Consider the following 26,413-nt stretch of genomic DNA (forward strand, 5'->3'; position numbering starts at 1 on the left):
AAGATTGGCGATCCACTCTTATCGCCATAAGTTCCAATTAATGCTGCCATAAGGGCTCATCGAATAAAGGTTCGAAACGGGCGGGGAAATCTTTGAACCATTTCGCAGAGGGCGGGTTGCGTGGCGATCTCGCCGATCTGGTCGTCTCGTTCAGGGAACGGTTGGCCGTCGTGGAGATCGACGCCGCCGGAATACGGATCTTCGAAGTCCGCGTCGACGAGGTCGGCACGCCGTTCCACACGCGCAGAGCCTCCGCCAAGTGGCCCACCTTGACCGCCTCCGGCGATGAGGTCTTCGACGCGGTGCTCCGGATCGCCGGAGATCTGATCTCCGCCGACGAGGAGGACCCGGTGATGGTGGTGTGTTGCGCCGACGGGCACGAGCAGGAGGCGGCGCTGCGCGCGCTGCGACAGTGGCGCCCATCGGCTCAGGTCGTCGAGGCGTCCGGGGTCAAGCTCGGGGAGCTGCTCCCCGAGCTGATCGTCGCTGCACCCCTGCGTCATGCGTACGACCTGATCGTGGCCCGGGAACGCGCGGACGACGGCAGGCTCGAACTGGTGGGACGGCGGCTCTTCGGCTCCGGAGCGAAGCCCGGGGACGACGCCCATGTGACCATTACCTGCACCGACGCGGGCGGCGTGCTGCTCGCGGTCTCCGCCTGGTCAGGCCTGCTCCAGCCTTCGGACCTGGTGTCGGTCGACCACGCGCCGCTCTCGCCCGGACCACATCGGCTGCGGGCGGTGTTGGAGCGGCCCGGCGTCGTCCGCTTCCCCGAGATCCCCGGTCTTCAGCCGGACACGCGTCCGTGGACGGAAGTGGTGGCCACGCTGCCGGCACTGCTGCCGCCCATGCCCCGGCCCGCGCACCTGGTGTGCGCCATAGAGACGGCGGGAACGCTGAAGGAGTTCGAGGATCGCTGCCACTGGGCCGGCTACGTCATCGACCTTCTCACCGAGCACCGTCTCGGCCCCCAGCACCTCCAGGTGTCCGTCGTGGGATACGGCACCCACGTGTTCGGCACCAGGCACGCAGACCGAACGCGACCGGCCTTGGCCGTCTGGTCCGGCTCCACAGCGCAAGCACGAGCCGCCCTGGAGTCCCTGCAACCCACCGCGCCGACGTACCCGAATGCCGCCCAGCTCGAGGACGTGCTCGCGGAGGTGAGCGACCGGCTGCTCCCGCAGCCGGGCAACACGCGGACGGCGCTGCTCACCATCGGGGCGCGGCCTCCGCATCCCCCGCGGTCCGGCCTCGACCGCGTACCCGCCTGCCCCGCGCGGCACGACTGGCTGGCGCTGCTGCGCGACATGGAACAGCGCCACGATTTGAGAAGCGCGGCCATCTGCGACAGTCCGCCCGCCTCCCGCTCGTCCCCCTGGCATCGGCTCGGCTCGGCCGCGCTGTTCCAGGTGGATGCGGTGAACGCGGAAGAACTCGTGATCCGGCTCGGCCTGGTGGGATCGTCCGCCGCGCTTTCCCTTCCCTTCGTCTCCCAGAATTTCGTCTCCCAGAATGAGGACATCGGTGGTCGACACTGACTCCGCCCCCGGCGATCCCGAGCGCGATCGCGAGCCCGACATCGCGATGTGGGGGGCTTCGGGCAGCGGCAAGACCGCCTTCCTGGCGGCGCTGAGCATCGCGCTGAACAAGGCCCGCGACGCGGGCTGGAGGCTCATCGGGGAGAACCCGGTGTCCCGGACCGAACTGGCGAAGCTGCGCAACACGCTGCTGCAGGCGCGCACGTTCCCGGCCCCGACCGAGGCACTCACCCACTACAGCTGGTTGATCATCGGCCCGGCGGCGGCGGCGCGCAGACGATGGTGGTGGCCCTGGGCGACGCGCGTGGCGAAGGCGCCGAAGTTCAAGCTCGACTTCCTGGACCTGCGCGGGGACCTGTACGCCGAGTCCGAGTCCAATATCGACAAAAAAACCCTGGTCGACAGCCTGGTCAAGAGCCGGGGGCTGATTTACATGTTCGACCCCGACCGTGAGGCCCGGGTGGGCGACGCCTTCAAACATCTGGACGCCGCACTGCACGAGGTCGCCGGGCGGATGCTCGTCGGCGACGAGTTCGAAGACGGCAAACTGCCCCACTACATCGCGGTCTGCATCACCAAGTACGACGACCCGAAGGTGTTGAGAATCGCGATGGAAGAGGGGTTCTCGGAACGAGATCCCGGCGATGAGCTGCGCATCCCCCGTGTGCCCGAGGACCGGGTCCCCGATTTCTTCCGAGTGCTGTGCCGGGAGACCCACGACCACAACGCGGAGATGATCCTCGACCTGATAGAGGCGTTCTTCCACAAGGATCGCATCAAGTACTTCGTGACTTCGTCGGTGGGCCTGTTCATCGATGAGGACCTCGGCCGCTTCGACCCGGACGACTTCCTGAACGTCATCGACAACGCGAACGGCGGGCTGACGATCCGTGGGGCCGTCCGCCCCCTGAATGTCATGGAGCCCGTGATCTGGCTCGGCCGCATGATCCGGCCCGGCGCGATGAGGAGCAGGCGATGGGATGGCTGACCGCCCACTGGGCGATCCTCGGTAAGACGCCGGAGAGCCTGGACGACTACGGTGTGATCGGCTGCAGCTCGGGCCCGATCACCAGCGCGGAGTTCGGCATGTGGCTCAAGGCGTTCACCTCCGGCACCATGGAGCCCAAGGCCCTCCCTCGGGTGGCGACCAACTACTTCGCCGTCGGCCCTGACAAAGAGCCCTGGCTGGGGTTGTCCCTGCAGACCGAGCCGGAATCCCAGGACGGCTTCCAACGCCCGTACGCGATGACGTACTACGCCTGCGTACGCTGGGCGGACATCGCCTCCGAGCCGACCAGGCTGTCGTACCGTGCCCTGTACGAGGCGCTGACGAAGGAGAGCTTCTCCGGCGACGCGCCCTTCGAGCTCTCCCCTTCGGGGTACGACGAGCGTCATCTCGCCGGCGAGGTGCACAGCACGGCACGGCGGGCGGCGGCGCTGCTGCTCACCGGGCGGCCGGTCTGCGTGGTGCGGGCCGGCCACCTGCCGCTGGATCGGCGGCTGGACTTCCTGGACTCCGTGGCAGCGCTGCTTCCGTACGGGTTCCGCCCCTCGCTGGCGGCCTCCACCTGGACCAACAGCGCCTCCCGGCACCGGATCCGCCTCTCCTTCGCCGAGGTGCCGCCCACCCACGGGGTGTGGGAGCTGCCCTGGGAGGACGATGACCCACCAGAGGCGTATCCGCCCCAGGCTCTGTCGTACGAGAAGGAACTGGAGCGCTATCAGGGTGCTGACCTTCACGAGCTGATGAGGTGGTTCACCACCTTGGCGGAACCGCGCGACTTCGACGACGTGTCCCACCGCGCCGCGGCGTTCAGGCTGCTCCGAACCGGTACCTCCGCTCAGCTCCCGGGCCCGGGCGAGCAGCGCACCGCCGTCGCAGGCTCCCCGAAGCCCTCGGTGGAGCAGCTGCTGCACCAGTGCCGTGAGAGCATCGCGAACTCCGAGGAGCAGCGGCTCGGTGTCCTCAACACCCAGCTGGCGCAGCGGGCTCGCGAACGTGTGCCGGACAAGGACCGCAAGACCTACCGCGTGTTCATCAGGGCGAACCCCATCCATCCGCCCCAAAGGCTGGCCGATTCGATTGTCCTGCAGAACTTCTTTGAGGCCCTGCTACGACTGCTGTACGCATCGCCGATGCACGCGGCCGACGTCGAGGAGATGCTGGTCGATCTGGGTGGCCAGCGCCGGGCGGCGCCCGGCCTCCCGCCGGCGCTGCTCGCTGCGATGAGCCGGCTCCTCCCGCGGAGCTCTCCCTCGGGAAGGTTGCTCATCGCGAGCCTGCAGGGCCCCGAGCACCTTCTCAAGATCCTCGACGGCATGTCGGAGGACGAGTTGTTCTCCGTCGCCGTCCAGTCCCGCAACCGCAAGGTGCTGGACATCGTCATATCTGAGGCGGACCGCCGTGCCCTGCCCACTGATCCACGGGCCATGGAGGCTGTCAAATACGCGCTGATGCGACACCGCTACCTCATCGACGCGATCAGCTCCATCTGCGCCGCCGAGGAGAGCGTCCTCTACTACCAGGACGTGCTCCAGGTGAGCCATCGCCGCCAGCTTTCCTCGGCGGACATCGAAGAGATCCTCGTGGACCTGGACCGCCCTCCCGAGACCTTCCTGCTCGCGATCGTGGCCCTGAGCGCGCCCGGAACGGCCTCGACCCTGCTGTACTCCCTGGCAGGCGGCGCGGTGCGCAGATTCGGCCTGACCGGAACGCCCGTCGTCAACAGCATCAAGGCCGGCCTCGACCGGATGACCGCCCCCGAGGATGAGGACCATGGCCGGAGGACGTGGTGGCGTCGAGGTCCCAGCCTGAGAAGGCTGAAACCGCCTTCCACCCTCGGGAAGGTGCTCATCGGCACATCGATCATCATCGTCGTCGCGGCCATCGCGCTGTGGCTATGGCTTTGACCCGCGCCAAGCAGGATCTTCGGCTGTCCATGATGAGCCTTTGTGATCATCCGGTCACCTTTGCGTCCCAGTCGATCCGGTAGTCGAAGATCCAGGTCATCTTCTCGGGCTTGCCCAGCTTGCCGAAGATCCGGATCGCGTACGCGTTGACGACGCGCCCGACCGGCCCCGCCGCCTTGCTGGCGTTCTTGCGGGTCGTCTCCTTGATGACCCGCTCGACCCGGGGACGGCGCTCGGCCTCATAGGCGGCGAACGCCTCGGCGTAGGGGAGGTCGCGTAGGCAGCGGGCGAGTTGGATCGCGCTCTCGATCGACAGGGACGCGCCCTGCCCCGAACTGGACGACGGCGCGTGCACCGCGTCGCCGACCAGCACGATCCGGCCCCGGCTCCACGTGACGGTGGTGGGTGGCATGTTCTCCATCGGCCCGACGATCACCACGTCCGACGGGTCGGTCCGCTCGATCAGGTCCCGTGCCGGGGTGCCGTCGGCGGCGAACTTCTCCGCCAGGATCGGCAGCCACTCGGCGGCCGGGGTCGCCTGGACCTCGGCGGCGGTCATCGGCTCGGGGTGCGGGAGGTTCACGAACCAGACGGCGTCGTCCGCGCTGAAGACCTGGTAGCCGAAGAACGCCTTCTTGCCGAAGGTCATCGGCATCTTGCCCTCGGTCGAGGGGATCCCCGGGGCTCGGACGCGGGCGCCGAAGCTGATCAGACCTGCGTACTGCGGTCCCGGGGCCGCTGGGTCGATAAGGGAACGGACGGTCGAGCGGATGCCGTCGCAGCCGATGAGGATGTCGGCGGTGGCCTGGGTGCCGTCCGCGAAGTGCGCGGTCACCCCGTCGGCGGTCTCCTCGGCCCGGACCAGGCGCTTGCCGTGCTCGGTTCTGACACCGCGCCGCGCGGCCTCGTCGTGCAGCGCCCGGTAGAGCTCGTCGCGCCAGACGAACTGCATCGGCCGGATCCCGGGCGGGTTGCCGAACTCGGCGAGCGGACGGCCCTTCCAGTCCTGGAGCACGATGCCGGTCATCGGCGCGCCGAGCGGGCGGATCAGGTCGGCGCAGTCGATCGCATCCAGCGCGTCGACTCCGTTGGGGGCGAGGCTCATGCCACCGCCGACCCCGTCGGCGGTCTTCTCGTACGCCTCGTAGACGGCGGCGTCGATGCCCGCCTTCTGCAGGGCCATCGCGGTGACCGGTCCGGCGATCCCGCCGCCGATGACGAGTGCTGTCTTCACGGTGTTCTGCTGCATGGTTGAGATAGTTTCACTGCAACTAGTGGCTCGTCAACTAGTGGTTTTCGGAGTAGTGTCGGTGACATGGGTACTGCGTTCCGAGGTTCGCCGCTGGCTCTCACCGTCCTGGCGCTGCTGCACTACAAACCCCTGCATCCGTACGGGATCCAGCGGCTGATCAAGGACTGGGGGAAGGATCTGGTCGTCAACGTCGAGCAGCGGACGAGCCTCTACCGGACGATCGACCGGCTCGCGGAGGCCGGCCTGGTGGCGGTGCTGGACACCGAGCGGGACCACGCCTACCCCGAGCGGACCGTCTATGAGGTCACCGACGCGGGTCGTGAGGCCGCCCGTGAATGGCTGGTGGACTTGCTCACGGTGCCGAAACGGGAGTTCCCGCAGTTTCCGGCGGCGTTGTCCCACCTGCTGCTGCTTTCGCCCGAGGAGATCCCCGACCTACTGGAGCGCCGGCGGACGGCTGTCACAGCGTCGGTGGCGGAACTGCAGACCGCGCTGACCGGTCAGGCCGAGGGGGGTCTGCACCGGGCCGGCCTGCTCGAACTCGAATACCTGCACGCGGTGGCCGTCGCCGAGGAGCGCTGGCTGACCGCCCTGATCGACGACTTCCGCTCCGGCCGGCTGACCTGGTCCCGGGCCGACTTCGCCGATCCGCAATAGGTACAGGCTAGGCATGCCGAGGCCGCAGGGACGGCTTCTGCGGTGCGGCGTTGCCAGGCGTGTAATCACCTTTGCCGGCAGGAAGGGGCTGCGTGGCATGAGTGGGCACGTGAGCAGGCACTACATGAGCGCGCAGCAGAGGCTCGCCATGAACGCCAGGCTAAGGGGGAGGATCTTATCCCACCACCTGCGAATAGCATGGAGCGTCTGGAGCGCCTGCGTCGCCAGGCCAGGTACGAAGATACGGACTAGTACTCCACTGACACTTCGCGATCCTGGGCGTTCAGGTGGCATGAAGACGGCCACCACGTGATCATTCGGAGTTTGTGAAGACATCTGAAGATCGCGTGATTGCCGCGGCCGACACTGTAGACCCTGACGGCTGGATGGTCACTTTCAACGACCTGATGAGCCGGATCGCCGGCCGGATCGGGCGGGTCGAGCCACGTCGCACTGCCACCGCCTACGTCCGTGGGCTACTGTCCGACCTCGAAGGCAAGAACTGCTGGAATCTGGCCGAGCAGCTCGGCGAGGACGGGGTGCTGATCGTGGACGGCCCGAGCACTCCTGGATGGGGCTTGCCGTCGCCGCGGACCATACCCAGCGCGTTCATACCTGCGCAGCGTCAGGTTGCAGAAAGCGCGGGAGCTACTGAGCGAGACCGACTTCACCCTGCAGAACATCGCCGAACAGTGCGGGTATCGCAGTTCGTTCTATCTCAGCCGAGTCTTCAAAGCCAGCACTGGTCAGTCGCCTTCTGAATACCGAGCGGGAAGTCGCATTCGAGATTGGGCAGATGCGAGCTTGGCGGGATCGGCCACGATCGCGATGGCGGCAATCCGGCCGTCGGCGACCGTGAACGAGATGACGGAGAGCGGGGTTCCGTCCTCGCGCCACGAGATGTACCCGGGAAGGCCGTTGACGAGCACCGCTTGATGTCGTGCGACAGAGCCGGAGACCATCTTCGCGCCGGTGGCGACGGCGGTGGCGCCGAGGGTGACGACCACTCCGTTCGGAGTGTCGACCGTCAGTTTCACGTCCGGGTCGAGCACGCGCAGCAGCGCCTCGAAATCGCCGCCCATCGCGGCCGCGCGGAAGGCGTTGATGACCTGTCGTTGTTCTCGTCGGACGATCGTCGGCCGCTCGGTTGCCTGTACCTTTCTGCGGGCGCGGCTGGCGATCATCTTGGTGGCGTCGGCGGACTTGCCGAGGATCTGGCCGATCTCGGCGAACGGCACCGCGAACAGGTCGTGCAGCACGAACGCCAGCCGCTCGCTGGGCTCGAGCGAGTCCAGGACGACGAGCAGCGCGAGCCCCACCGAGTCGGCGAGCGCCACGGTTTCCTCAGGCTCAGCGCTGTCGTCGACCGTGATCACGAGCTCGGACAACCCGTCTCCGTAGGACGCCTCGCGGCGCGACCGCAGGACGTCCAGGCTGATCCGGCCGACCACCGTGGTCAGCCAGCCCGCCAGGTTCTCGATGGTCGTCGCGTCCTGGCGGGCGAGCCGCATCCAGGCCTCCTGGACCGCGTCCTCGGCGTCGGCGTGCGATCCGAGCACGCGGTAGGCGACCGCGCTCAGCCGGTCGCGCTGGGCCTCGAACGCCTCGGCCAGCAGGTCCGTCCGGCTGGTGTCAGTCATCCTGTGGTTTTCCTCGGATCATGGGTTATGACGGGTCTGGATCGTCGTATGGTCTACGGTCGGTCAGCCATCGGCGCGGTTCGGGCGGCGCGGCTGGCGGAGCGAGATCTGGTTGCCGTCCGGATCCACCGCCTCGATGCGAACGCCGAACGGGTAGTTCTCCGGTTCGGGTCGATCGAATGTTACGCCTCGCTGGCGAAACATCTCGAAATCCTTCCTCAGGTCGTCCGACTCGAGGATGAGCGGGCCGGCGGCGGCATCCGGCCGCTTCTCGACCGGCTGTCCCGCGGCCGGTGCATGCGACCAGAGGAGGATCTCGACCGGACTGTCGCCAACGCCCACGGTGAGGAAGCGTCCTTCCGGCCCCGGGTAGTCGATGCGCTTCTCCAGGCCGAGCCCTTCGGTGTAGAACTTCAGCGCGCGATCCTGGTCGGTCACATTGACCGTCACATACATGATGTTCGTCAGCACCCTGGTCTCCAATCTCGTTGTTGGTTCGACGACCGTGGGCGTACACGGCCGTCGCTCCTATGACGGGTGCGGTCGCCAGAAGGTAACGAGTGGACCGAGCCCTGCGCAGGAGGGCGTCACGGGTATCCGCGCGGATCCGGTGGAGATGGGCCCCGGACTTCTAACCCACCCCGCCGGGACAACATCGGTAGTCTGCGGCCGTGACCGCGTACCGGATCCTGGCTGTGGACGACGATCAGGCCATCCTGCGTTCGCTGCGGCGTGGGTTGCGGCTGGAGGGCTTCGTCGTGGACACCGCCGAGTCGGGGCGGCAGGCGTTGGAGCAGGCGGCCAGGCAGCCCGATGTCATCGTGCTGGACGTGTCCATGCCGGAAATGTCGGGCATCGAGGTGTGCGGTCGATTACGGGAGGCCGGGTCGCAGGTGCCGGTGCTGATGTTGTCGGCGATGGACGAGGTGGCCGACCGCAGGGCGGGGCTGGCGGCGGGTGCAGACGACTACGTGATCAAGCCGTTCGACCTGGGTGAGCTGGTGTTGCGCCTGCGTGCCCTGCTCCGCCGGGCCGGGCGCGCCGCCACGGGCACTGCGGTACGCATCGGGCCGCTGGTCATCGAGCCGGACGCTCGTGGGGTCACGTTGCGCGGTCGCCCGGTCGAGATGACGCGGCGCGAGTTCGACCTACTCGAGGTGCTGGCCCGGAACGCCGGGATCGTGCTGTCCCGTGCCGTGCTGCTGGAGCGGGTCTGGGGGTACGACTTCGAGGTCAGCGACAACGCGGTGGACACGTTCGTCGGCTACCTGCGGCGCAAGCTGGAGGCGGACGGCGAGCCGCGCATGCTGCACACCGTACGCGGCGTCGGCTTCGTGCTGCGCGAGCCATGAAGCGGTGCGAGCCACGAAGCTGCGTGCGCCATGAAACTGCGAGAGCCATGAAGCTGTCCACGCGCTTCGCGCTCTGCCTGGCCGTTGCCGTTCCGCTGCTGGTGGCGTTGGCCGGGCTCGTCGTGCTGATGCTGGAATCGCAGGATTTGCGCGCCCAGCGAGATGATCAGCTCGCGGCGCGGTTGCGGGCACTGGACCCAATGGCGACGGCGTACGCGTGGCGGACCGGAGCGCTGCGTGCCGTGCCGCCCGAACTCATGGAGCAGCGGCTGCTGGCCGCGGCCACCGGCCCGGGTGGGGCGTGCGTGGTGGCGGGTAGCGAGAAACTGCTGGTCATCGGGGATGTGCCCAGCACGCTCCCGGCCGGTGACGGTCCCGGCGACTACGTCGAGGGGGATCGGCAGTGGCGATTCGCGGCCGCCGAGCTGGGGCAGCGGGGGAGGGGGCGGCTGATCCTGTTCGAGCCGGAGGAGTTGCTCGCCGGTCAGATCGCGGCCCTGCGCGACCGGCTGGCCTCGGTTACGTTGGTCGCGGTCGGTGTGGGCGTGGTCACGGGGCTCGTACTCGGCAGGTTCGCGGTGCGGCCGCTGTCGAGGCTGGGCGGGCAGGCACGTGGGATCGACGTGCCCTCCTCCACCGGTACGCGACTGGCGACCACGGCCGGCGTCACCGAGATCGACGAGCTGGCCCGCCTCCTGAACGACCTCCTCGACCGGCGCGACGCGGCCGTTGCCCGTACCGGCGAGGCTCTGGAGACCGCGCGCGCGTTCGCGGCCACCGCCGCGCATGAGCTGCGCACCCCGCTCACCAGCATGGGCACCAACCTCACCCTGCTGGACCACCCCGGGCTGGATGCGGCGGATCGCGCCGAGACCGTCGCCGACCTGGCCGCCGAACACGGCCGCCTCCAGCGGCTCATCACCATGCTGCGCCGGCTCGCGCGCGGCGAACTGCTCGACGCCTCCGCCTTCGCCGAGACCGACCTGGCCGGCATCGTCAACGACGCGATCGAGGACGCCCGGCGCCGCCACCCGCACGCCACGATCACCGCTCACGTGCCGGACGTCGTCCTGGTGCGTGGCTGGGCGGAGGGCTTGCGCCTGGTCGCCGACAACCTCCTGGACAATGCCGCCGTGCACGGTACGGACGCGTCCGGCCGCACCTCGATCACGGTGACGCTGGAGCGTGGGGATGAGATCGTCCTCGCCGTCCAGGACACGGGGCCGGGGATCGAGCCCGAGTGCCGCGAGGCGGTGTTCGCCCGCTTCCACCGTCGTCCCGGAAGCCCAGGGTCGGGGCTCGGTCTCACGTTGGTACGGCAGCAGGCGGACCTGCGCGGCGGCACCGCCTGGCTGGGCGCCTCCCTTGACGGTCCGGGTACGCGAGCCGAGGTACGCCTGCCCGTAACTGAGCAGGAATCCCCGCGATCCGGACGGTCCTGGCTGGAATAGCCCGGCCCTTGCCAGAGAAATGCCAGAAAAGCACGTCACCATCCCTCCGAACTAACCCTTCGGAGGAGATGACATGCGCATCACCCATTACGTGGTCGCGGTTGCGGCTGCGGTCACGCTGGCCATGCCGGCAGCGGCCTTAGCCGAGACCGCTGACGTCATGCGGCCATCGGCGCACCCGGTCAAGCTGCGTACCGCCCTCAGAGAGCTCTCGGTGACCTACACCTACCAGGGCCAGGAACACACCCTGGACGACTTCCTCACCCGTACGAAGACCAACGGCTTCCTCGCCCTGGACGGCCAGAACGTCGTCGCGGAGCGCTACACCGGCGTGAGCCGTGACACCCGTTTCCAGTCCTGGTCGATGGCCAAGTCGTTCACCGCGACCGCCGTCGGCATCGCGCTCAAAGAGAAGCACATCCGATCGATCGACGACTCCGTGGACAAATATCTGCCTGAGCTGAAGGACTCCGGCTACGCCGGGGTGTCCATTCGCGAGCTGCTGCACATGTCGTCCGGCATCGACTGGAACGAGGCCACCGACGCGCCACGCCTGATGGCCGCGGCCAACAAGGGCTACTCGATCAGCAAGATGGCCGCCCTCCAGAAGCGCGGCTGGGAGCCGGGCACGCAGTTCGAGTACACCAGCATGAACTCCTTCGTCCTGGCCCGGCTCGTCACCAAGACCACCGGAATGCCGTACTACGACTACGTCGAGCGCAAGATCTGGCAGCCCGCCGGCATGGAGTCCACGGCGACCGTCGGCAACGACTCGCACGGCGACAGCCTGGGCTACTGCTGCTACTACGCCACCGACCGCGACTTCGCCCGTTTCGGCCTGCTGTACCTGCACGGCGGCAAGGCGAAGGGCCACCAGGTCGTACCGGCCTCTTGGGTGAAGGCGTCCACCAAACCGTCCTCGGTCAACCCGAACTATGGCCTGCACTGGTGGCTCGGCGGCGGCGGCGATTTCATGGCGGTCGGGCTCGGCGGCCAGTACATCTACGTCTCACCCGAGCAGGGCGTCGTCATCGTCAAGTCGTCCATCGCCGGAAGCGCTCCTGACCAGGAAGAGGCCATCGTCGCGTTCCGCGCCGTGGCGGCCGAGGTGGCCAGGACCCGAGGATGAGGATGACGCGAATGGGCTTGGTGCGAAGCCGACAGCCGGCCATAGCTTTCGAGTGTGACTGGGAGGCCGCGTGACTTTCCGGCTTCTGCGTTTCGTCGTCGCCGCCGGCGTGCTGACGTTCGCGATCGGGCTGGGCATGCTCATGGACGGTGACGTACGAGGGGGACTTCCGCTGTTCGTCGTCGGACTCGTTCTCGCCGGCGTGCCGACGGGCCTGCTGGTCCGTCATGTGATCGCGAACTGGACGACGACGGATTTCCGGCGCTCACCGGCGATGGCGGATCCCGCGATACGCCGCAATTTCCGCAGCGTCGCCGTGCTCGTGATGGCCTACAGCGTGCTGTGGTTCCTCGCGGCCGTCGCGATCCTCGTCTTCGCCTATCGGATCCCACACGACAGCGGCAGCAGCGGCGGCTCGATCGCCACCGTGATGGTGATCGGATGCTTCCTCGCCGGGATACCTACGCTGCTCGGCATCCAGTTCCTCCGGTGCGGGCAGCTACTGCGGCACGGAGACACTGAGGGCATCGCGGCCGGGCTGCGGCTCGGCTGGATCGTCGTCGTCATCGGCGGGCTCGCCACCGTGGGCTCGCTGACTCATGACCGCCCCGGCTACGGCACGGTCGGACTCGTGGCCGGCTGCCTGGCCGCCCTCACGCTGGTCAACATCCTCCGATTGCGCATGCTGGGCGCTCGGGTCGTCGCGTACGAGCGGCAGGCGCGGGCGCCGAGGCCGACGACGTCAGAGACGTAGGCACCTCCTAGCCCGGCTTCACGACCACCTCACCCTATGGAGGGGAGGGTGACTTCGAGTATCTGCTGGAGGTGCGGACCATGCGCAACAGCTCAGGTGTGTCGTCGATGCTGGAATGCGCACCGAAACCGAAGACGACGTCATGTGTGAACAACGTGTCGGTGCGGCCTTCGCCGTACACGTCGGCGGTGTCGAAGAAGTTGATGCCGTGCTCGTGCGCACGGCTCATGATCGTGTGACTGTCCTGTTCGGAGGTTTCGGTCCCGAAGTTCATCGTGCCCAGGACGAGCCGGGACACCGAGAGGCTGCTGCGGCCCAACTGGGTGTAGTCCATGTCAGGCGGCACCGAACTGCTCGGTGAAGCGGCCGGTGAACAGGTCGGCCCCCTTGTACGCCGAGACCGTCTCGGCTGGGACGACGGCCGGTCCGTCGGGGGTGGGCAACTGGCCGACCCCGCCGTGCGGGCCGAGCGGGAGCAGGATCATGGGGTGAGGCAGCGGCTGGTAGGTGGCCGTCGGTCGCTCGCCGCGTAGTTGGGCGATGATGTTCTGGGCCACCACCTCGGCGTGCTGCATCGCGTACCCGGCCATCTTGGCCTCGGCGACGTCGGTGATGTCGCCGATGGCGTAGACGTGCTCATGAACGGCGTCGTGCCCGTGGACGTTGAGGGTATCGCTGACGGGAACCTGCCCCTGTGGCGTAAGAGTCGTCAGCCGTCGGTCGGCGAGGTAGTCGTTGTTGACGCGCACGCCGTGCGCGCGGAACCAGATGTCGGCGGTGATCTCCTCCCCGCCGGTCGTGGTGACGGTGAACGTCGCCGCCTGGCCGGGTTCGGTCGCCGGAGGCGCGGTCAGGCCGGTGCCCAGCCGCAGGTCGATATTCCGCTCGTCGAGCTGGCGGTGCAGCTCCTCTCGCATCTCCGCGGGGAAGGCGGCCAGCAGCTGCTTGGCCGGGTCGACGATGGTCACGTGCTTGTGGGGCCAGACCTCCTTGATCTCCCCGGCCAGTTCCAAGCCGACCGGCCCGGCGCCGAGGATCAGCGCTCGCTCGGCACCCGCCAGCTCCTTGTGGGTCCGGAGCAGGTCGTCCAGGACCTCGTCTGTGGAGTCAGAGGTGGGCTTGGCGGGGTAGGCGTAGCTGGAGCCGGTGGCCAGGACCAGGTAGTCGGCCTCGACCCGCCGGCCGGAGGCCAGGGTGACACCGCCGGGGTCCACCGAGACCGCGCGCTCCCGCACCACCGTGCCGCGCCTGAGCCACTGGTCATAGGGGAAGAACATGTTGCCCGCCCAGTCGGGCTGGGTCAGTGCCCGCAGCGAGCCGGCCGAGTTGATGAACGCGTCCCGAGGGTCGATGAGGACGACCTCGGCCTCCGAGTCCAGCGCCTTGGCGAGCGCCGAACCACCGTAACCTCCGCCGATGATCACGACTGTACCGCTCATAATTTACGCTCCATCGCAAAAGGAGTTGAGTTCGTGTCACGAACCATATTAGTTCGTAGTACGAACTGCAAATCCTCCTCGCGGTCAGCGCGCGCGATCCGGTTCCAAGAAGACGGTGGGGACCTTGTTGTCCGCCACGACCCGGCCGAGCAGGGCGGCGAGCTTGTCGCGTTCCGCCAACCGCACGGCCACGTTCCGGACATAGGAACGGAAGGCCGAGACGATCTCCGGATAGCTGAGAGGCTGCTCTGACCGGCTCCACCCGCCGCTCAGCTGCGCGTCCACCCACGTCGGGAATTTGACGGTGCCCGACCAGCCCGCGGTCTGGGTCTGCAGATGGCGAATCTGCGCCAGCCGGCGACGTGCCCGAGCCTTCCATTCATGGGCGAGATCCTGCCTGCGGCCCTCGCGGCGGATGGACAGGACGAAGTGAACCAGGCCGATGAGAATGACGAGGTGGGACATCCACTGGCCGACGAGCTCCGGGGTGAGGCCGTCGCCGTATTGGTCGACGATGTCGGCCGGCCATTGGGGCGCCGGGCCTACCGCGTACATGAGCCGTACGAGCGCGCCGGTGGCGAATTCGGCCAGGAAAGCGGGCCAGGAAAGCGGCCAGGTGGCCAGAGCCGAGGCTCCTCACCGCGTTGATGATCTTTCGATGGCTCAGGTCTGCCGGGGCGAGCGGATCAGTAGGGTGGCCAGGGCTTCGTCCGGGCCGACAGCGCAGTAGATGTGTGGGACGTCGGCCTGCCAGGAGATGTGCTCGCCGGCCGCGGCCAGCAGGGGGACGTCGGCCGGGCCGGCGCGCAGCACGCCCGCGTAGACCGTTACGTGTTCCGTCACCCCGGGGGCGTGGGGTGGCGAGTGCTGCACGACGCCGGGGCGGACGCGCATGCGCAGCAACTCGAACGTCGCGGTCGGCTCCTCGAAGACCTCCAGCAGCGTGGCCGTTACGGAGGCGCCGGGCACGTGGACGGCCTCCGCGGGCGGTGCGCCGGGCTCCAGAACCAGGGCCGTCAACGGTACGCCCAAGGCTCCCGCCACCGCGTAGAGCGTCTCCAGGGTCGGGTTGCGGGTGCCCAGTTCCAGGCCGGACAGGGTGGCTTTGCCGATGCCGGCGCTGCGGGCCAGCGCCGACAGGGAGATGCCGCGGGCCTCCCGCAATCGCCGCAGCCGGCTCCCGATCTCCGTGTCATGGCCGTCCACCCGGCAATCCTTGCATTCCGCCGCCGGACTTGTCCCACGGTGCCCACCTGGCTATGGTTCGTTCCGTAAACGGAACGATTCTCAAGGGGTGTTCGTGCGGGTGCAGGCCGTCATGGCGGGGCTGGTCAGTGCGGTGGTCGGCTACGCCAGTTCGTTCACCGTCGTACTCGCCGGGCTGCGTGCCGTCGGGGCGACGCCGGGGCAGGCCGCGTCCGGGCTGCTCGCCCTGTGCTGCGGCGTCGGGGCGGTGGCGATCTTCCTTGGGCTGCGGTACCGCATGCCGATCAGCATCGCCTGGTCCACCCCGGGCGCGGCGCTGCTGGTGGCGACCGGTCCCGTGCCCGGCGGCTTCCCGGCGGCGGTCGGCGCGTTCATCGTCTGCGCCGGGCTCATCGTCCTCGCCGGCCTGTCGCCCTGGCTGGCCCGGGCGATCGCCGCCATCCCGCGTTCGATCGCCGGTGCCATGCTGGCGGGCGTCATCCTCAGCCTGTGCACCGCACCGGTCCGCGCCGTCGTCGACATCCCGCTGCTGGCCGTGCCCGTCGTCCTGACCTGGGCGGTGTTACAGCGGTACCTGCGGCAGTGGGCCGTTCCGGGCGCGCTCGTCGTGGCGGTCATCGCCATCGCGGTGCACGGGCCCGGCGACGGCCTGTCCGGCGCGTCCCTGCGGCCCGTGGTCGAGCTGACCACCCCGACGCTGAACCTGTCCGTAGTGGTGAGCATCGCCATCCCGCTGTTTCTCGTCACCATGGCCGCGCAGAACGTCCCTGGTATGGCGGTCATGGCGACATACGGGTACACGCCGCCCCTGCGCCCGGTCCTCGTCGCGACCGGCCTGGCGAGCGCGGTGGCGGCGCCGTTCGGTGGACACGCCGTCAACCTGGCCGCGATCACCGCGGCGCTGACCGCCGGCCCGGACACCCACCCTGACCCCGGCCGCCGGTGGATCGCGACGGTGGCCCTCGGCGCCGGGCAGCTGACGCTCGGGCTCGGCGCCGGCCTGGCCATGGCTCTGGTGTTGCTGTCCCCACCCGTACTGGTCATCGCGGTGGCCGGCCTCGCGTTGCTGCCGGCGCTCGGCTCGTCGCTGGCCGGCGCGGTGACCGAGCCGGAGGGACGGGAGGCCGCGGTGGTCACCTTCGTGGTCACCGCATCGGGGATGACGATCCTGGGCATCGGCGCGGCGTTCTGGGGCTTGGTCGCGGGCGGCCTGACCGCACTCCTCCTGCACAGGCGACCACCGTCGTCACCCACCGCGGAAACCGGAGCGGAACGTCCCGTGAGCCAGGTGGCTCAGCCGTCATAGTGGCACGGGAAGATCACGAACGCTCTCCTTGCCTCTCAGAACCACATCATGGGCCCGTCAGCTGACGGGTCCAGGCCGGTGAGCGATGCGGCCAGCCTGCTCGTCAGGTCGGCGATCACCAGCTCCGTGAGGGTGCCGGGGAAGGTGTGCCGGTCGAATTCGACGTCCCAGACCATCGTCCACCGGTCGGGGTCCGGATCGCCGGTGTCCCACCAGATGCAGTCGCGGCCTTCGGTGTTCGCGCACCACAGCAGCCCTCCCGGCGCGGGATGTACGGGCATCGCCTCGTCTTCGTCCCAGTCGAGATATTCGACCTGCTCTTCGTGCTGCGGCTGGAGGTCCTCCGGCTGCCCGATCATGATGCCGTTGATCCCGATCGTCCCGTACGCCGCGAACAACCGCTTGTAGTCGCTCGGAAGCCGTACGCCGAGCGACTGCTCGATCCGCGGCCAGTCATAGGTGTGGCCACCGGTCCGCGGCTCGCCGATGATCGTCGCCAACTGCGCCAGCGCGTCTCGCGGCCCCTCTTCTGCGGGCGTGGCGGGAGCTGTGGGGTCGACGCCCGGCGGGAACAGCACACGTGGACGCGGCACCGCGGACAGCGACAGCACGGGCAGGTCCAGCCGCCCGTCCAGCCACCGGTCGAGGAACCCCGACGCGCCGTACGGCAGCCGCTGCCACCCCAGCCCGTCGGCATCCAGCAGCACCACCGGCCACTCGTCCGGCTCACCGCTGACGGGAAGCCACCAGCACGTCTCACCTCCGTCGAACACTCCCCACAATCGCAACCCGCCCGGCTCGGGCGCGATCGGTGACGGGACCACCCGCTCGCCCGCCGCCCGCCGCGAACGCAACCGCTCGCTCACCACGGCCTCCTCCGCATCCACGTCGAAGCCCTCCGGCGCCCCGGGACCGAGCAGCCGCAGCACGCCGGCCAGCCTCCCCACGCCGTACTCGCCGACAAGCCCGGCATAGTCCTCGGGCACGCCCGTGACCGCCTCGACCCTCGCCGCCGGGCCGGCGACCTCGAGAGCGAGCGGCACTCCCGGGAAGGAGACACTCTCCGGCACGTCCTCAAGTACGAGCGGGGCGAAGTCCCAGGCGTACGGAGGCGACACCGCGGGCAGGGCCTCTCCCAGATCCAGACTGCCGCTCACTCGCGCGGCGAGCACCTCCGTCATGGGTGCGTTCACCAGCCGCCACGTCTCATTCGGCCAATGCTGGGTGAAGATCCTGGTCGGCCAGTCGTTCGGGTCAGTGGAGACCGAGGTGTCCCAGAAGTAGTACTCGCTTCCGCGCGACTCACCCCACACCAGGAGCCCGCCCGGTTCGGGATGAAAGGCGTGCGGGTGAGCCGGCGGGTCGGCGGCACGGATGGCGCGTTGCAGCCCATGCCGCTGGTCGAGCTGTCGGTAAGAGCCGCCGCGGCCGGAGTGATGGGGCACCACGACCCAGATCCACTCCCCGACCAGCACAGGTCCGTACCTCTCGGCGAACTCTTTGTAGTCGTCGGGAAGCCGGAGACCGAGCCACTGTTCAACGCCGGGCCAGTCGACGGGAAAGGCGGCAGGGGGCGGCGGGCCGATGACGGCGGCCAGGGCGGCAAGATCCATGCCTGGATTGTGCTGCATTGCACCCGGCCGCTGTTTCGCTGAGATCGCCTGACCAGGCCCTGCGGGCTCGTGACCCGGCCACCCTGTGGACATCCTCGGCCTGCGCGCTTGGGCGGTCACTCCCCGCTGCGGCAGGCGTGTGAGCACGGGGGAGAGGTGAGAGGCGTGCTGGGCGGGGTCATCGTCGGCTGGCCCAGCGGCCCGAACGACGGCCAGTGCGCCGGCCGGTGATCAGGTTGTAGACGAGCAGCAGGACTGCCGCGCCGACGATGGCGCAGACCCAGGTGGACAGGTTGAAGAATCCCTGGATGCCCGAGACGTGGAACACCTTGGTGGCCACGAAACCGCCGAGCAGCGCGCCGGCGACGCCGAGTAAGAGGGTGATGATCAAGCCTTGCTGGTCTTTGCCGGGGACCAGCGTTCTGGCCAGCAGTCCGGCGACCAGTCCGAGGATGATCCAAGCGATGATGCCCATGACCGAACTCCCTGTGGCGGTGCGTCGATGTCTGCGCGGGATCGGTCTTCCGGACCGGTCGAAGCAGGAGGCCGGCCACCGCATGATTGGCGGCACCGACCGTCGAACACTTCCAGCCAACAGCCTGCGTAATGGGGCAGAAACCGGCGATATGTGAAGGATTCATCTCCAGGACCGATCACCAGGGTGCGGCGCGACCAGGGTTGAGCCCGGCGCGTCACAACGGATCATCGCTGCGGCGGCTGGTGGCTGCCGGAGCACCTTCGCCGGACGCCGGCTCGGCGGCCGGGGCGACGGGCTCCAGCCAGTCGAGCCGTTCGGCCAGCCGCCGGGCGATGTCGATGACGGTGGCGATGTGCGGGGAAGGGTTGGCGTCGTGCCACAGCAGCGACCAGGGGTAGTGCGTCGCGGGGTCGGCCAGAGGCCGCCAGGTGGTGCCCGGCCGGTTGGAGGAGCGGAACGAGGAGGGGACACAGTGCACGCAGCGATGCTGGAGTACGAGATCGGCAGCGGCCCGGGAGCTTTCGACGGTGCCCTCGTAGAGGGTGGGCGCCAACCCGGCCGAGCGGCACAGCGCGAGGACGAACTGATTGAGCTCCGGCGTCTGCGATTCCTCGCCGAGCAGTAGCAGCTCGTCGGCGAGGGCGGCTACGGGCACGCCGTCGAGGTCGGCGAAGCGGTGGTCGTCGGGTATCAGCACGCCGAGCCGATCGAGCCTGATGAGCTTGGAGGTCACCTCGGCCGGGGTCTGGGAGGCGTGTCCGATGGCGATGTCCAGGCGGCCGTCGGCCAGTTGCCGGTACTGCTCCGGGGTGCCCGCCTCGACCTGGTGGATCGTGATGCCGGGATGGTTGCGCTGGAGCTCGCGCAGGATCTGCGGCATGGTGTCGTAGCCGGCGTCGATGATGCCGACGCGCAGCGTGGGCGCCGAGGCGGCGGCGGTGCGCGCGACCTGCGCGGCTCGGCTGACGTGATCGAGGATCTGGCGCGCTTCGACGAGGAAGGCCGCACCGGCCGGGGTCAGGTCGACGTGGTGGGTGCTGCGGTCCAGTAGTCGCACGTCCAGCTCGCGTTCGAGCCGCTGGATCTGCTGACTCAGTGCCGACTGCACGATGTGCTCGCGGGCGGCCGCGCGGCCGAAATGCAGCTCTTCGGCCAGCGTCACGAAATAGCGCAGCTGCCGTAATTCCATGCTCGCCACCCTCTCTGCCCAGGCGGCGCCGATGCGGACTGTCGTCTCCCACTCTAGGTTCCTCGTGGGCGGGTGAACTTCTGGAGGCGAGCCGGGCCCTATTTGCTGGGCTGAGGTGTCTGGCAGGCGATCTGCGGCTTCATGCCGAAGTAGTTGAGGGGGCCGGCCAGGATCGTCACCGCGATAGTGGCCACCTGATTGCAGTTCTTCGCCGGCGCCGTGTAGTAGTTGCGCTGGCCTGCGGCGACGGCACCGACGATCAGCCAAAGGATCAGCGCTCCTGATGCTACGCGCATCGGTTCTACCTCCATCTTCGTGCTTGCACGGGGGAGGACGGGGTCATCGCGGAGCTCGCCGGCGTCCGACCTCGACTCCGTAGCCGCCGAGCGGTTGTCGAAGCGGAGGGTCAGCGTTTGAAGGCGTCCCAGATCTTTCCGCCGGCCTGCTTCAGATTGCCTGCGACCTGATCGCTCTTGCCCGCGCTCTGCTGGCGCCGGTCGCCGGTGAGGCGGCCGAAGAGTTGCCTGACCCAGCCCTTGAGGACCTGGACCTTGTTGCTGATTTCCCAACGCAGACTCATCGTGATCTTCCTTCACTGCTGTGCCGCGGTCAGGCGGCTTGGAATCCCAGTGTCCGTCCCGGCCTGATGGGGGGAAACGAGCAATGGCGGCGCCGGTTATCACCGGAACCGATGAGCGCTGGGCGTATCCGGGATCGTGATCGTGGAATGTCCTGTTTGTCTGTGTCACGGGCTGTGCGGGCGGTTGGATGCCGGATGCCGTGCCGTCCGGGGCTTGCCTCTCGCGCCGGGGCGCTGCCAGGCCGGCGATCGTGGTCGTGGCCAGAACGGTGAGGATCACGGTAGGGGAGAGCCACACGAGGATCCGGGGCAGCGGAATCGACGGGGAATCGGTCAGTCTCCGGCCGGTGAGAGCGGGCCGGTACGGCGGTGCCGGAGGCGTTCGGGGTCGGGCCAGTGCACGTCACTTGCCCAGCCCAGCCGCTCGAACAGGCGGATCACCCCGCTGGACAGGTCGATCTGGCCCCGGTCGAGACCGTGACGGGCGCAGGTCGGCTCGCTGTGATGGCCGTTGTGCCAGCTCTCGCCGAACGACAGCAGGGCCAGCGGCCACAGGTTCGTCGCCCGGTCGTGGTTGCGGGTCTTGAACGGCCGGCTGCCGATGAGGTGGCACAGCGAGTTGACGCTCCAGGTGACGTGCTGCAGCAACGCGATGCGGATCAGCCCGGCCCACAGGAAGGCGGTCAGGCCGCCGTACAGGGTGCCGGTGATCGCCCACCCGGCCAGGAACGGCAGTGCCAGCGACACCACGCACAGTGCGGGGAAGGCGCGGGCCACCCGGGTCATGGCAGGATCGGCCAGCAGGTCCGGGGCGTAACGCTCGGCCGGAGTCTGATCGTCGGCGAACAGCCAGCCCAGATGGGCGTGGGCAAGCCCCCGAAGCTGCCCACGCAGGCCGGTCCCGTACCGGTAGGGCGAATGGGGATCGCCCGGTCGGTCGGTGAAGGCGTGATGGCGGCGGTGCACCGCCACCCAGTCGATCACGTTGCCCTGGAAGCCCATCGACCCCGCGACCGCCAGCGTCACGCGCAGCCATGGCCGGGCGGTGAACGAGCCATGGGTGAGCAGCCGGTGGAAACCGACCGTCACCCCGAGCCCGGTCGCCACGTAGAAGCCCGCGGCCAGAAGCAGGTCGGTGAGCGCGACCCCCTGCCCCCAGGCCAGGTAGATCACCGCGCCGAGCGCGGCGAACGGCGCGATCACGATCGACGAGGTCAGCGCCATCTGCGCCCGCCCGGCCGGCACGTGCTCTCCGGCCCCGGGGAACGGCGAGGTGCCGTCGTAGTCCTGCCGACGTTTCACCGGTCGTTCGGAAACCGCTCGTTCGGAAACCGCTCGTTCGGAAACAGTCATGAAGTAGCTTTCTCCTCATCTATACCGTCCGCCGGTGCACGTAGCACCAGCGCCAGGTCGACCTGGGCCCCAGAGTGGCGGCCACCGGATGGTCGGTCTCCCGGTAGTGGGCCTTGGCGTGACCGCCCCGCGAATCGTCGGAACAGGCCACCCAGCCGCAGGTCAGGCACACCAGCAGGCGTGTCCAGGTCTGGCCGAGGGCCAGGCATTCCTTGCATTCGGGCGGTCCATACCGCACGGTGGGGAGCTGGTCGATGTGATCGCAGCGGGGCGCCTGACCGTTCAGGCCTGCACGGTCGGTCGCGTCCATGCCCTGTGCGTCCAGGGTCATCGCGACCCCCTCACGGTGACAGCGACGCAAGGTGCGCCAGCTGGTCACTCACCAGTCAAGGTGCTCAGCCGTCCGGCGGAAACACGCAATCCCAGCTCGCCTCATCAGCTGCGGCGATAGCCACCTGCGAGCACGTCGGCCGCGCCATGTCCGCCCTGCCAGGGGCGGAGAGATCTTTCCAGAGGCCACCGGATCGGCTTGACCTGCCGGATCGCGACTTCGAGGCCCGCCGGACAGCGAAATCGGCCGGAGAATTCAGCGGTGCGAAACCTCCTGCCATCTTATGCCGAGAGTGGAATTCGCTCAGTTGTGCGAAATTTCCCTTGCTATTTATTGCGGATGGGTATTGAATGAGGAATGCAAGCCAAAGAAAAGGGAGGCTCTTATGAGCTTCGTACAGATTCTAGAATTCGATACCAAGCGTGCCGGCGAAGTCGAGTCGCTCATGAACGAGTGGCGGACGCAGGCCAAGGGCAAGCACTATGTAAAGCGCGAGGTCGTGGCGAAGCACCGCGATCGATCCGATCACTACGTGGCCATCGTGGAGTTCTCCTCCTACGAGGAGGCCCAGAACAACAGCAAGCTGCCGGAAACCGACCGGTTCAACGCGCACATGGCCAAACTGTGCGAGGGCCCGATCGAGTTCGCCAACTACGATGTGATTCGCGACAAGAGCTGATCATCAACTGAACATCGCGGAAAGCTCAGCCTGTGCTGTGGCGTGCGAGAATATTCTCGCGTCATGGCGCGGGCATTTTTTATGCCGGCCTTCAAATATCGCGCGGGCGGCAAAGGAGCTGCCGGCGTCCCGGGCGCCCGGGATTCACATCCCGCATGACCGAAGGCCCCGAACGGGGCCTGCGGCGTTGACCGCCTGGCCGGTGTCGGCCGAGCGCCCGCTTGGCGTGCCGGGTGAGTGACGTAGATTCGAGGTATCCGGAAACGACGACATCCCGCCGCATTAGAGGTGCCTGCCAGGCCGGCTCACCGAAAGGGTTGTCATGGACATCCTGCACCGCTTCCGCACCAGATCCGGGCCATCTGCTGAGACGGCTGAAGCCGATGTGCCTCAAGGCGAGAGCTTACCGGCGCCGGCCGAGCGCCCCGCGGGCACGGGCTCAAGCGCCGAGAACTCCAGGCCGGTGCCCGTCACCCGTACCAGCGTGGCCTGGGCGGGTGTGTGGGTCGCCACGCTCGTGTCCGTCGCCTTCATCGTGTTCATGCTGCAGAACACCACAGCCACGCAGGTGTCCTTCCTCGGCCTGCACGGCACGCTGCCGCTCGCGGTCGCGATGCTGATCGCCATGCTCAGCGGGATCCTGCTCACTCTCGTGCTCGGCACCGCTCGCATCACCCAACTCCGGCGTCTGGCCAGCCGGCGACGCCGTCAGAACCGCTGACCGGCGAACACTTTCCCCGCCCCGGCGACCACGCCTCCTGATCACACGTCTTGGCGGGACACTGCCCGAGCGCTACGGGTTCCTCCTGGCGAGCGCCTGCTCGGCCGCGGCGCTCAGCAACCGGGAGGCGGCGGCCACCTCGGCGAGCCGACCAGGCGTCATCGTCTCCAGACAGGCGCCCAGCCGCTGCCGGTCACCACGACAGGCCATGCGCATCGCGTGCTGAAAGGCGAGGGCGCGCGAAGCGGTATCGATCGCCATCAAGACGTCGGTCAGCGCCTGGTCCACGCCGTCGTTCTGATCCGGCGGCAGCGGAGGTTGAGCAGTCAACCTATTCACCATGCCGTCCTTGAGCTCCGACCGCGATCCGCCCCGATGATCACGGCTGATGATAAGCCTTGTGCGGATTGCCGCTTTCCACCTGGTCGAGCCCGACAGATGATCAGACCATCGCACCAGACGGCTCCGCTCACGCCGCCCCTCCGCAACGTGTTCATGACCGCCTCACACCCGCGGCCACCTTATCTCGCCCTCCCCGCCCGTAGGAGCCAGCATGAACACCGGGGACACAGTCGGCGCACGCACCCCTGACACGCTCGCCGATCGGCTCTTGCGCATCACGCCGCTGGTCGATCCCGTGGGCCTGCGGATCGAAGGTGAGCTCGACCACGCCACCCTACCGGCCCTGACCGGGGCACTGGCCGCGCTGGCGGGCGGCGGCGGCTTCTGCGTCGACCTGAGCGGCCTGGTGTTCTGCGACGTCGGCGGACTGCGCGCCCTGGTCGCCGCCGCCGCCGGTATGCGCGACGGCCATGCTCTGACGTTGCGCTCGCCCTCCCCGCAGCTGCGACGCCTGTTCCAGCTCACCGGCTGGCACCAGACGGCCGGTCTTCGCCTACAGGATCGGAGCACCTCATGACGGCCCTCCATCCCCGCATCGGGACAGGTCTGTGGCTCGTCCCCGCCACCGCCACCGTCGTCCGCCTGTGCGACGAGTTGGACATCGTCCTCGGCCTGGCCGCCCCCCGCCCGCACCTGGCCAGAGTGCTGCGCCTCACCGGCCTGGACCACAGCTTCCCGATGTACGGCACCCCGGGCCGAGGCAGGGCCGGGTTCAGCCGCGCGGCAGCGCGCTGAGACGTCGTCGGCACATGTCTGTTCTCGCCGCCGCTGCCACCAGGACGACCGCCGGGCCACGCCCTTGCCTTCCCGTTGAGGCGACGGCCGAGCTGGATCGGCTACGCCATCAGGTGCTGGGCGAAGCCCGGATCCAAGCCGCCGCGATCCTCGCCCAGGCCCGCACCGACGCCGAGCAGATCATCGCCGCGGCCAAGCTAGAACGAGTGCGATGCCGGCATCCGCCCCCGCGCCGGGCCCAGGCAGGCCAGGTCACGCAGCCGGCGCCCGCACTCGCTGCCGGCCCCGCGCCGATCATGGTGCTCAACGACCGCTGGCGGATCTACGCGCCCTTGAACGCCGACGCCAGCGCCATGGCCAGCCTGTACCAGGCCTACGAACTCGCCGACCCCGCCACCATCAAGATCATCGACTGGGCGCGAAGGTTCTTGTTGGTAGTTTTGGGAGCCATCCGGGGCTGCTCAGGGATCGGCGGGCGGTCATCTGCCGCTGTCGTACTCCAGAGTTCGCGAGGGCAGCAGCGTGGCCAGTGCCCAGCGTCCCGGCCCGAAGACGGCGATGATCAGGAAGGACCAGCAGAAGAGGGCGGCCTGTTCGCCGCCGCTCTGGATCGGGAACAGCGCCTGGGGCTGGTGGACCACGAAGTAGGCGTACGCCATGGTGCCGGAGCAGACGATGGCGGCGGTGCGGGTGCCCAGCCCGAGCAGGACGAAGATTCCGCCGGCCAGTTCGATGACCGCGGCCCACCACCCGGGCCACTGCCCGAAGCCGGGTGCCTGGCCGTGCGGCCCGCCCAGCACGTTGAAGAGGGTCGCGGCGCCGTGGCAGGCGAACAGCAGACCCACCACGAACCGGTACAGGGCCAGGACCAGTCCCTGATTCTTGGCCAGAAGCTCCATGGCGCATCCCTTTCAGAAAGAGGTCGAGAAGCGGGTTCATGGCATGTCGGCAGTCGGCCCGGCGGAGGGGCGGCCGCGATGCCGTGCCACGGCATGACCCGCTAGAAGGACATTGGGTGCGCTCCCAATGAGTTTCTGGGCGCAACTGGCTCAAAGTGCCGACGACCGCACCGTGGTCTTCTGGTCCGGCAGGGGGGAGCGCCTGCGGGACCTTCTCGTCGCGGCCAAGGACAGCGCCGCCTGCCCCGCGTCGTTCACGGTGGTCAGCGGTGGCGACATCTCGACCACGGCCGTCCTCAAAGAGCGATTTCCCACCGACTTCGCCGGCGTGACGCTCTTCTACTCCGCGCACGCGCTGCCGAGCAGCCCGCCCAACAGCGCCGGGGATGACTACGCCCACCGTTACCTGGACCTGTACAAGACCACCAATGATCCCTGGTACGACAACTGGCGAGGACCGATCGCCTATGACGGTCTCGTCACCATGGTGTCGGGAATCAACACCGTGTGCCGGGAGAACGGGCCGGCCGGCTGCGGGAGGGGATCAGTGGCCAGCCATTTCCGCTACCGCATCGGCGGAGAGTCCGGGCTTCGGGGCGCGACAGGGATCATCCGTTTCGTCAAGGATCCGTGGGCGACCGCGGTTCCCGCGCCTCTCCAGAAGCGGTTCCCGATGCTCCGCGCGACGCCTTCGGGACCATCGATCGTCATGGAGTGCGGGCAGCGCGACACCAACGACATCAGGACCACCTGGGGGCCCAAGGACGCGTTCGACTGCCCGAGCACATAAAGGTCTTGC

General features: G+C 68.4%; 30 protein-coding genes and 1 pseudogene. 15 read left to right on the top strand and 16 right to left on the bottom strand.

What is annotated here, in order from left to right; genetic code table 11:
- The first annotated feature begins 92 nt into the window (after positions 1-92).
- The 3 genes from AB0B61_RS39975 to AB0B61_RS39985 are packed head-to-tail and all read left to right on the top strand — an operon-like array spanning position 93 to position 4,448.
- Positions 93-1,538: a hypothetical protein gene (locus AB0B61_RS39975; protein ID WP_358443682.1), complete on the top strand. Its 1,446-nt coding sequence runs from the start codon at positions 93-95 to the stop codon at positions 1,536-1,538.
- Complete coding sequence (locus AB0B61_RS39980; RefSeq protein WP_358443685.1) at positions 1,525-2,526, top strand: hypothetical protein; 1,002 nt, start codon at positions 1,525-1,527, stop codon at positions 2,524-2,526. The genes AB0B61_RS39975 and AB0B61_RS39980 overlap by 14 nt, the downstream gene beginning before the upstream one ends.
- Positions 2,514-4,448, top strand: coding sequence for a hypothetical protein (locus tag AB0B61_RS39985; RefSeq protein WP_358443687.1), 1,935 nt, complete (start codon positions 2,514-2,516; stop codon positions 4,446-4,448). The genes AB0B61_RS39980 and AB0B61_RS39985 overlap by 13 nt, the downstream gene beginning before the upstream one ends.
- Before the next feature lie 46 nt (positions 4,449-4,494).
- Here AB0B61_RS39985 and AB0B61_RS39990 read toward each other — a convergent pair whose 3' ends face one another.
- Entirely contained in the window at positions 4,495-5,697 is a 1,203-nt protein-coding gene (locus AB0B61_RS39990; RefSeq protein WP_358443690.1) for an NAD(P)/FAD-dependent oxidoreductase, read from the bottom strand.
- 66 nt (positions 5,698-5,763) lie between these two features.
- On the opposite strand from AB0B61_RS39990, the gene AB0B61_RS39995 reads away from it, so the two are divergent.
- Together AB0B61_RS39995 and AB0B61_RS40000 are read left to right on the top strand one after the other, a co-directional pair.
- Entirely contained in the window at positions 5,764-6,357 is a 594-nt protein-coding gene (locus AB0B61_RS39995) for a PadR family transcriptional regulator (RefSeq protein WP_357943506.1), read from the top strand.
- A gap of 630 nt (positions 6,358-6,987) precedes the next feature.
- Positions 6,988-7,074, top strand: a pseudogene (locus tag AB0B61_RS40000) (hypothetical protein); the annotation flags it as partial.
- A gap of 29 nt (positions 7,075-7,103) precedes the next feature.
- On the opposite strand, the gene AB0B61_RS40005 reads toward AB0B61_RS40000, so the two are convergent.
- Together AB0B61_RS40005 and AB0B61_RS40010 are read right to left on the bottom strand one after the other, a co-directional pair.
- Positions 7,104-7,997, bottom strand: a complete 894-nt coding sequence (locus tag AB0B61_RS40005; RefSeq protein WP_358443693.1) for a sigma-70 family RNA polymerase sigma factor — start codon at positions 7,995-7,997, stop codon at positions 7,104-7,106.
- Positions 7,998-8,060: 63 nt separating this feature from the next.
- A complete protein-coding gene (locus AB0B61_RS40010; protein WP_358443695.1) occupies positions 8,061-8,468 on the bottom strand; it encodes a VOC family protein in 408 nt (135 codons plus the stop codon).
- A gap of 200 nt (positions 8,469-8,668) precedes the next feature.
- On the opposite strand from AB0B61_RS40010, the gene AB0B61_RS40015 reads away from it, so the two are divergent.
- From AB0B61_RS40015 to AB0B61_RS40030, 4 genes are all read left to right on the top strand, one after another.
- Complete coding sequence (locus AB0B61_RS40015) at positions 8,669-9,349, top strand: response regulator transcription factor (RefSeq protein ID WP_358443698.1); 681 nt, start codon at positions 8,669-8,671, stop codon at positions 9,347-9,349.
- Between the two features lie 47 nt (positions 9,350-9,396).
- Entirely contained in the window at positions 9,397-10,800 is a 1,404-nt protein-coding gene (locus AB0B61_RS40020; RefSeq protein ID WP_358443700.1) for a HAMP domain-containing sensor histidine kinase, read from the top strand.
- A gap of 73 nt (positions 10,801-10,873) precedes the next feature.
- Positions 10,874-11,929, top strand: a complete 1,056-nt coding sequence (locus AB0B61_RS40025) for a serine hydrolase (protein WP_358443702.1) — start codon at positions 10,874-10,876, stop codon at positions 11,927-11,929.
- Between the two features lie 70 nt (positions 11,930-11,999).
- Positions 12,000-12,683 (top strand): hypothetical protein, encoded by a 684-nt coding sequence (locus AB0B61_RS40030; RefSeq protein WP_358443705.1) that lies wholly within the window; start codon positions 12,000-12,002, stop codon positions 12,681-12,683.
- A 34-nt stretch (positions 12,684-12,717) separates the two neighbouring features.
- Here the strand turns inward: AB0B61_RS40030 and AB0B61_RS40035 are convergent, their stop codons facing one another.
- The 4 genes from AB0B61_RS40035 to AB0B61_RS40050 all read right to left on the bottom strand — a co-directional run bounded on the left by AB0B61_RS40035 (position 12,718) and on the right by AB0B61_RS40050 (position 15,328).
- Positions 12,718-13,029, bottom strand: a complete 312-nt coding sequence (locus AB0B61_RS40035; RefSeq protein ID WP_358443708.1) for an aldo/keto reductase — start codon at positions 13,027-13,029, stop codon at positions 12,718-12,720.
- Positions 13,019-14,122 (bottom strand): FAD-dependent oxidoreductase, encoded by a 1,104-nt coding sequence (locus tag AB0B61_RS40040; protein ID WP_358443710.1) that lies wholly within the window; start codon positions 14,120-14,122, stop codon positions 13,019-13,021. The genes AB0B61_RS40035 and AB0B61_RS40040 overlap by 11 nt, the downstream gene beginning before the upstream one ends.
- An 84-nt stretch (positions 14,123-14,206) precedes the next feature.
- Positions 14,207-14,677 (bottom strand): hypothetical protein, encoded by a 471-nt coding sequence (locus AB0B61_RS40045; RefSeq protein WP_358443717.1) that lies wholly within the window; start codon positions 14,675-14,677, stop codon positions 14,207-14,209.
- Between the two features lie 108 nt (positions 14,678-14,785).
- Complete coding sequence (locus AB0B61_RS40050) at positions 14,786-15,328, bottom strand: XRE family transcriptional regulator (protein WP_358443720.1); 543 nt, start codon at positions 15,326-15,328, stop codon at positions 14,786-14,788.
- Positions 15,329-15,422: 94 nt separating this feature from the next.
- Between AB0B61_RS40050 and AB0B61_RS40055 the strand changes: the two genes are divergently transcribed.
- Positions 15,423-16,634 (top strand): benzoate/H(+) symporter BenE family transporter, encoded by a 1,212-nt coding sequence (locus AB0B61_RS40055; RefSeq protein WP_358443722.1) that lies wholly within the window; start codon positions 15,423-15,425, stop codon positions 16,632-16,634.
- 35 nt (positions 16,635-16,669) lie between these two features.
- On the opposite strand, the gene AB0B61_RS40060 is transcribed toward AB0B61_RS40055, so the two are convergent.
- The 7 genes from AB0B61_RS40060 to AB0B61_RS40090 all read right to left on the bottom strand — a co-directional run bounded on the left by AB0B61_RS40060 (position 16,670) and on the right by AB0B61_RS40090 (position 22,178).
- Positions 16,670-18,247 carry an SMI1/KNR4 family protein gene (locus AB0B61_RS40060; protein WP_358443724.1) on the bottom strand — a complete coding sequence of 526 codons (1,578 nt, stop codon included), beginning with the start codon at positions 18,245-18,247 and terminating at the stop codon, positions 16,670-16,672.
- A 178-nt stretch (positions 18,248-18,425) separates the two neighbouring features.
- Positions 18,426-18,722, bottom strand: coding sequence for a GlsB/YeaQ/YmgE family stress response membrane protein (locus AB0B61_RS40065; RefSeq protein WP_358443727.1), 297 nt, complete (start codon positions 18,720-18,722; stop codon positions 18,426-18,428).
- Between the two features lie 217 nt (positions 18,723-18,939).
- Positions 18,940-19,914, bottom strand: coding sequence for a LysR substrate-binding domain-containing protein (locus AB0B61_RS40070; RefSeq protein WP_358443730.1), 975 nt, complete (start codon positions 19,912-19,914; stop codon positions 18,940-18,942).
- A gap of 98 nt (positions 19,915-20,012) precedes the next feature.
- A complete protein-coding gene (locus tag AB0B61_RS40075) occupies positions 20,013-20,210 on the bottom strand; it encodes a hypothetical protein (protein WP_358443733.1) in 198 nt (65 codons plus the stop codon).
- Between the two features lie 110 nt (positions 20,211-20,320).
- A complete protein-coding gene (locus AB0B61_RS40080) occupies positions 20,321-20,494 on the bottom strand; it encodes a CsbD family protein (RefSeq protein WP_358443735.1) in 174 nt (57 codons plus the stop codon).
- A 333-nt stretch (positions 20,495-20,827) separates the two neighbouring features.
- Positions 20,828-21,796 (bottom strand): acyl-CoA desaturase, encoded by a 969-nt coding sequence (locus tag AB0B61_RS40085; protein WP_358443738.1) that lies wholly within the window; start codon positions 21,794-21,796, stop codon positions 20,828-20,830.
- 70 nt (positions 21,797-21,866) lie between these two features.
- Positions 21,867-22,178, bottom strand: a complete 312-nt coding sequence (locus AB0B61_RS40090) for a UBP-type zinc finger domain-containing protein (RefSeq protein ID WP_358443741.1) — start codon at positions 22,176-22,178, stop codon at positions 21,867-21,869.
- Positions 22,179-22,563: 385 nt separating this feature from the next.
- Between AB0B61_RS40090 and AB0B61_RS40095 the strand changes: the two genes are divergently transcribed.
- Positions 22,564-22,857 (top strand): hypothetical protein, encoded by a 294-nt coding sequence (locus tag AB0B61_RS40095; protein WP_358443743.1) that lies wholly within the window; start codon positions 22,564-22,566, stop codon positions 22,855-22,857.
- Between the two features lie 322 nt (positions 22,858-23,179).
- On the top strand, positions 23,180-23,578 hold the full coding sequence (locus tag AB0B61_RS40100; protein ID WP_358443746.1) for a lipopolysaccharide assembly protein LapA domain-containing protein: 399 nt from the start codon (positions 23,180-23,182) through the stop codon (positions 23,576-23,578).
- A gap of 72 nt (positions 23,579-23,650) precedes the next feature.
- Here AB0B61_RS40100 and AB0B61_RS40105 read toward each other — a convergent pair whose 3' ends face one another.
- On the bottom strand, positions 23,651-23,908 hold the full coding sequence (locus tag AB0B61_RS40105) for a hypothetical protein (RefSeq protein WP_358443749.1): 258 nt from the start codon (positions 23,906-23,908) through the stop codon (positions 23,651-23,653).
- A 223-nt stretch (positions 23,909-24,131) separates the two neighbouring features.
- On the opposite strand from AB0B61_RS40105, the gene AB0B61_RS40110 reads away from it, so the two are divergent.
- Entirely contained in the window at positions 24,132-24,497 is a 366-nt protein-coding gene (locus AB0B61_RS40110) for an STAS domain-containing protein (protein ID WP_358443752.1), read from the top strand.
- Positions 24,494-24,715, top strand: coding sequence for a hypothetical protein (locus tag AB0B61_RS40115; protein ID WP_357943585.1), 222 nt, complete (start codon positions 24,494-24,496; stop codon positions 24,713-24,715). The genes AB0B61_RS40110 and AB0B61_RS40115 overlap by 4 nt, the downstream gene beginning before the upstream one ends.
- A 479-nt stretch (positions 24,716-25,194) precedes the next feature.
- Here the strand turns inward: AB0B61_RS40115 and AB0B61_RS40120 are convergent, their stop codons facing one another.
- Positions 25,195-25,614, bottom strand: coding sequence for a DoxX family protein (locus AB0B61_RS40120; protein ID WP_358443755.1), 420 nt, complete (start codon positions 25,612-25,614; stop codon positions 25,195-25,197).
- A 127-nt stretch (positions 25,615-25,741) separates the two neighbouring features.
- Between AB0B61_RS40120 and AB0B61_RS40125 the strand changes: the two genes are divergently transcribed.
- Entirely contained in the window at positions 25,742-26,404 is a 663-nt protein-coding gene (locus AB0B61_RS40125) for a hypothetical protein (protein ID WP_358443758.1), read from the top strand.
- The last annotated feature ends 9 nt before the right edge of the window (positions 26,405-26,413 follow it).

Origin of the sequence: Nonomuraea sp. NPDC049158, assembly GCF_040648335.1 — a bacterium.
Taxonomy (GTDB): domain Bacteria; phylum Actinomycetota; class Actinomycetes; order Streptosporangiales; family Streptosporangiaceae; genus Nonomuraea.